At 62.3% G+C, this 5,925-nt stretch carries 4 protein-coding genes and 2 pseudogenes; 4 read left to right on the top strand and 2 right to left on the bottom strand.

Annotated elements, in window-relative coordinates; genetic code table 11:
* The 4 genes and pseudogenes from ACOQFP_RS16490 to ACOQFP_RS16475 form a co-directional block, all read left to right on the top strand.
* On the top strand, positions 1–524 hold a 524-nt coding region (locus tag ACOQFP_RS16490; protein WP_421584920.1), incomplete at its 5' end, for a hypothetical protein.
* Complete coding sequence (locus ACOQFP_RS16485; protein WP_421584919.1) at positions 497–1,534, top strand: transposase; 1,038 nt, start codon at positions 497–499, stop codon at positions 1,532–1,534. The genes ACOQFP_RS16490 and ACOQFP_RS16485, both read left to right, overlap by 28 nt.
* A pseudogene (locus ACOQFP_RS16480) lies at positions 1,515–3,221 on the top strand (Mu transposase C-terminal domain-containing protein). The gene ACOQFP_RS16485 and the pseudogene ACOQFP_RS16480 overlap by 20 nt, the downstream one beginning before the upstream one ends.
* A gap of 73 nt (positions 3,222–3,294) precedes the next feature.
* Positions 3,295–3,939, top strand: coding sequence for a hypothetical protein (locus ACOQFP_RS16475; RefSeq protein ID WP_068046090.1), 645 nt, complete (start codon positions 3,295–3,297; stop codon positions 3,937–3,939).
* 133 nt (positions 3,940–4,072) lie between these two features.
* On the opposite strand, the gene ACOQFP_RS16470 is transcribed toward ACOQFP_RS16475, so the two are convergent.
* Together ACOQFP_RS16470 and ACOQFP_RS16465 are read right to left on the bottom strand one after the other, a co-directional pair.
* The gene (locus tag ACOQFP_RS16470) at positions 4,073–5,101 is read right to left on the bottom strand and encodes a helix-turn-helix domain-containing protein (protein ID WP_068046087.1); all 1,029 of its coding nucleotides are present in this window, start codon (positions 5,099–5,101) and stop codon (positions 4,073–4,075) included.
* A 339-nt stretch (positions 5,102–5,440) separates the two neighbouring features.
* A pseudogene (locus ACOQFP_RS16465) lies at positions 5,441–5,785 on the bottom strand (transposase); the annotation flags it as partial.
* Positions 5,786–5,925: the final 140 nt, after the last annotated feature.

The following is a 5,925-nucleotide window of genomic DNA, read 5'->3' as shown; positions in this document are numbered from 1 at the left end:
CGTTCTTTGCCAGGATGATCGTGAGACACGTCCTGGCCTGGGCGTGGGGAATCGAGATGCTTGTGATCGACATCGAGATCGGACGAACCACTACTGGCGGCCGGACGTTTCCGGTTGCGTTTCGGATCGCGTTCGTCGAGCAGTGGGACCTGTGCACCGATCATGGGGCAAAGGTTCGACTGCTCCGTGAGCACAACCTCGCCAAGTCGACCGTGCGGAACTGGCTCCGTAGTCGAGATGCGGGAGAATACAAAGCGCAGATGGCATCGGCAGCAGAGGAGAGGTCGCTTCGCCGCATGGAGAATTTCGACCGCGCTGAGTTCGACAAGTTGCGCAAAGAAAATCGAGAACTCAAACGCAAACTCGCCCAAAGTGAGGCGGTGCAAGAAATTTTGGGAAAAGCGTACGAGCTCTTGGAGGGAATCACCACGAGCTCGCCGGACGAGGACCCCACCGAGATTCCGGTAACACTACTGAGCGCGAGCGAATACGCACTGTGGCTAGAGCGCAACAAACTGTCCTGATAGCACTCGTCGGCGAACTCGTCGCAGCCGACGTCGGGGTCGGAAACGGATGCGAACTTGTCGGCATCCCGCGCTCGACCTACTACCGGATAGCCCACGATTACAACCACTACCGTCCGGTGACGAATCCGACTCCACACAAGAATCGACACCAGCCGGCCGCACTCACCGCACCTGAACGTACGACGGTTGTGTCGGTACTGGAAGAGGACGAGTACGCCGATCTGTCTGTGGTGCAAACATATTGGCGCGCTTTCGACTCCGAGAAAGTCGACTGCAGTGAACGTACCTTCTACCGGATCGCCGCCTCACAGGGTTTAGTGGGCGATCGGCGACGCAGCAAACTGGGCGGCCTCGTTCAGCACCGCAGCAAGCCGATCGTGCACGCCGGCGACGTCGGTGAATTGTGGTCCTGGGATGTCACAGAACTCCGCGGCCCGAGGACACAAGACCGATACAGGCTGTACTTGGCAATCGACGTGTTCTCCCGCTACCCGGTCGGCTGGCGTATCGAATACAACGAAAGCTCCGACTTGGCGGTCGAGATGTTCGCCCGCGCAGTCGAACAATTCGGCGCACCGAGAGGAGTGCATGCAGACAACGGCGCGGTGATGCGATCGGATGCCCTCGTCACATCATTGGTCGAAAAGAACATCGTGCCTACCTACTCACGGCCCCGAGTCAGCGACGACAACCCATTCTCGGAGTCGCTGTTCAAAACCATCAAATACGACCTCAACTGCCCACACCACTTCGTCGACATCGACCACGCGCGCACGTGGACAACAGAATTCCTGCACCGCTACGCCACTGAGCACCGCCACAGCGGTCTCGGCCGGCACACCCCGCACGAGGTGCACACCGGGATCGCCGCTGACACTCAACATCGACGCCAGCGTGCACTCGACCGCGCGTACGTCAACCACCCCGAACGCTATCGGTCGCGACCGACAGCCCCCGACCTCCCCGGACCCACCGGGATCAACACCAATCTGTCTCAGACAGGTTGACAACTTCCGCCCCGACAAGCTCGACGTCGTGGAGACCGGTGTGCTGACAGCGTCGGGGGAGCGGTGGTCCCAGGCCGAGGCCCGTTTCGCTGTCCTGGCTCCCTTGCTGGAGATGCATTCGGTGCGTTCGGAAGCGGTCGACGATGCCGCGCAACGGTTGGGATTGTCCAGGCGGCAGGTCTACACGTTGGTCGGCAGGCTCAGGAACGGGACGGGGACAGTCACCGATCTTCTGACGAAGGTCTCGTCGGGAGGGCGTGGCCGCAGCCGAGTAGCGGCTGAGGTCGAGGAAGTGATCGGCGATCATCTCACCCGCTATTTTCTTCACCGCCAGAAGCTGAGTGTCGCTGCGCTGCACCGACGTATAGCACTGGCGTGTCATCGCGCGGGTTTGCCGGTGCCGGCCAGAAATACCGTCACTGCGCGTATCGCCGCGCTCCCTCCGGCATCGGTGGCCAGGTCAGGCGGAGGACCCGATGCCGCCCGCCCACGTCAGTCCGCCGGCGACGTTCCACCGACGGTTTCGGGGATTCTCGATCAGGTCCAGATCGACCACACCGTCGTCGATCTGATGGTCGTTGACGAGTAAGAGCGGTAACCGATCGGCCGCCCCTACCTGACGATCGCCGTTGATGTCTTCAGCCGTTCCGTACTCGGGTTCGTCGTCACTCTGGAGCCGCCGTCGTCGATATCGGTCGGGTTGTGCCTGGGCCGCGTGTGCTGCGGGAAGCAGACGTGGCTGGAGGCATGCGAGCTGGCGGAGCAGGTGCAGTGGCCGATGGCGGGGAAGCCGAAGCAGTTGTATCTCGACAACGCCTCCGAGTTCAAAAGCGAAGCGCTGCGCCGCGGATGCGCCCAGCACGCCATCACCCTCGAGTACCGTCCTCCGGGCCGACCGCACTACGGCGGGATCGTCGAACGCATCATCGGAACGGCGATGACGGCGGTGCACGAGCTGCCTGGGACCACCTTCTCGAACCCAGCGGACCGAGGAAGTTACGACTCGGACAAGCACGCGGCGTTGACATTGCGTGAGTTGGAGCGTTGGCTGGTCCTGGCTATAGCCTCGTATCACGCGAGCGTTCACGCAGGGATCGGGAACACTCCGGCCGCCGTGTGGGCCGGTGGGGTCGCCGCAGTTGGTCATGCCCCTCGTGTGGTGCTCGGCGAAACCGCGTTCTTGGTGGACTTTCTTCCCGTCATCCGGCGACGTCTGACGCGGACGGGCTTCGTTCTCGATCACGTGCACTACTTCTCGAACGCGCTCAAACCGTGGGTTGCGCGGCGAGAGGATTTGGGGCGGTTCGTGATACGACGTGACCCACGCGATTTGAGCAGAATCTGGGTCCTCGAACCAGACGGTGCCGGCTATGTCGAGGTGCCGTACCGGACGATGTCACATCCCGCGGTGACACTGTGGGAGCACCGAGCTGCTATCGCCCGTCTCCGCAAACAAGGTCGGTCGAACGTCGATGAGAGCGCTCTGTTTTCGATGATCGAGCAGATGCGCGAGGTCACCGACCGCTCGCAGAAAGCCACCCGCAAAGCCCGGCGCAACCGTGCCCGCCGCATGCATCTCACCGGTGCCGCCGCGTGTGCACCGATCCCGGCGATCCACCCGCCGGTGGAGCCTCGAGCGGACGGCGGCACCGCCACGCCGGTCTTCAGCGACATCGAGGAATGGTGAGGCGATGACCGCATAGACAGGAAGTGGCGAAGAACCCGCCGAGTCGTCCATTGAGGATTTGGGGCACCTGCGGATGCCGTACACGCAGATCGCGGCCCTGCGGGCATGCGATGTCACCGCCGATGCGGGTCTCGACGCCTTTCGCGTCGAGACAGGCCGCGGCGTTCGTACCCTCACCTCCCTCGCGCTGGCGGGGACGGGCATTTCTCCGCGCACGGTGTTCCAGCGCTGGTGTGAGGTGCTCGGCCATCAGACCCGGTATGCGAGCACCCGAATGCTCGCCGACGCTCTCGATGCCGTGGACGGTACCGGGCTCGGCGGATACGACCGGTATTTCGATCCGGCCGATCGACAGCCGCTGTCGACTCCTATCGACCGGTGGGGCCACACCCCGTTGGCTGCGACCCCGCTGACCGCCCGTGCGGTAGCGGGCATCGTGCGAATGCACCTGGACGGACGGGCACCCACCCACCTGCAGCCCACTGCGCGGTCACAACATCCGGAGCAGATCGCGGCACCGGATCCAGTACCGCGGGTCCTACTCGACCCCGGCTACTACGAACGCGGAACGCTTGCGCGTAGACACGCCCACGGTCTTCTCGACGAAGTGGACTCCGTCCTCGCCGATGTCGAAACCCGCGCGGACAGCCTGTTGGAAGCTCTCGTCGACTTTCTCGAATCGGAGACCGCACGCGTGCCGGCCGACACCGTCGAGTGACAAGTGGTTGGTACTCGGGTTTGCACACACTCTTCTTCTCACGGCAGGGAGGCGGTGACGTCTCCGACATCTCCGAGATGAAGATCGACCAGGCCGCGAACGAACGAGGCATCGATCTGACCCCGTCTGTGGTCTACGTCGAATCCGGGTCGTCCGAGAGTCGTGGGTTTCGGAAATCTTTCGGAGAGCGCCCGGTCCAGCGTTTGAAGGCATGAGAGAAGTTGGCGAGGTCGCTGTATCCGAGTTCGGAAGCGATCTCGCTGACCGAAACCGAGCGATCGAGGAGCCGTAGCATCGCGCGTTCGTACAGCAGCGTGTGGCGGACCTTGCTGTAGGTGGTTCCTTCTTCGGCAAGCCGCCGTTTCAACGTGCTGCTCGACATCGACAATGCTTGTGCAACATCATGGTTGGTTCGCTGTCCGAGGTCCTTTTCCAACAGTTGCCTCACCTTCTCGGCGGATGACATGGACCCACTCCGCTGGGCGAGTGTCCGCTGCAGATCAGTGATAGCGAGTCGATATGCGAGAGGGTCCGAGAACCGACAAGCCTTGTTTAGTGTGTCCTCGGGTACGTGGACGAAGGAAATCGGAGCGTCGAAGAACCGGCGATTCGCCCCCGGACCTTTGTCGTGGCTCACCTCGGTCGGCTCCGGCCAGCTCAGATGGAGTGTCACCGGCGATATGTCACCGGCGAGCATGTCCAGCAGTCGTAATAACGCCGACCCGCCGTAGGTGATGACCAAGCAGTCCAGTGCGGAATCGCCTGTGTGCGCAGTGAGCCCGACGATCAGACCGTAGTCGCCAGTGTGGAACTGCGATTTCAACGCCGTGGAGATCAATGGCAGGTATGTCAGGAGATCGACGATCTCGGCGACCGAACCAGCGCTGATCAAAGGTGAACTCAGGGGCCCGAACGATGTCAACTGGGCCTGCTCGGCAAACGCAAGTCCGAGTCGAGTGGCGTGGGCGATATCGAGTTCGGGATAGACCTCCCGAAACCACCGTATCGGTGCCTGGACGTCATGCTGAATGAGCGTCGCTTCACTGGTTCCTTCGCGGTGCATGATTGCACGAAGGCGCGCGGCGGCGTCAGGGTCGAGTGCGCGGCGTTCGAGCAGTTGCACGAACGCAAGCGGTGGCACGCCCTCGTCGCTCAGCTTCACGGTGATTCCTTTGACCCGAATTCACAAGTTTATGACTCCACCGAACATAGCCGTCACCCACGTTTGCGACGACACTTTCGTCGATCACGCCAGGAACTGAGGTGGTGGCAAGCTGGACGGATTCTTGTCCGGAAGTTCGTTTGTCTTGAGAATGGGAATATTGCGTGACACCGACGCTAGCCTCGATCTTTCTCCCCGGTGAGGTGCTGGCCTGAGCGGGTCGAGATTGTGTTTTGACCCCGTTGGCGCACGATGGTGCGACCGATGTCGATCGGTGCGCTCGGGTCCACGGGCCGAGGCGGGGGTTCTTTCGGGGTCGTCGGGGCGTGTGGTGTGAGGTCAGGCGGGTGCGGGTAGCGCCGCCAGCCGGGTCAGTGCGGTGACGATGAGGGTCGACCAAGTGGCGGTCTTCGACAGTTTCAGGTGGATGCGGCGGGCATGGGTCGAGATGCGTCCCGCGATCGAGAACACCCGCAGGCGAATACGTTTCGGTTCCCACCTACGTGCTTCGTGGTCGGTGAACCCGAGCATCTGTGTCCATGCCGTCAAGTCCAGAGCGAGCTCGACGATGGCCAGCCAGATGCGGTTCTGGTCGAACCCGTGCAACGGGAAGTTGGTCAGTCCGGTGTCCTTGGCGGTGCGGATACGGTCTTCGCAGCGGGCGCGGCGGCGGTGCCGCAGTTTGAATCACCCTAGGTTTTGTGCCGCCTCCAGTTGGTGCTGATCCTCGGTGCCGAGGCCAGAGTAGTGGAGCGTTTCGTATTCGATCGGGGGCATCTGGCCGATGCTCGAATGCAACCGTCTGTGGTTGTACCACTCGACCC

This window comes from Rhodococcus sp. MALMAid1271 (assembly GCF_049195265.1).
Lineage (GTDB): Bacteria > Actinomycetota > Actinomycetes > Mycobacteriales > Mycobacteriaceae > Rhodococcoides.
This window is presented reverse-complemented; position numbering and strand designations above follow the sequence as displayed.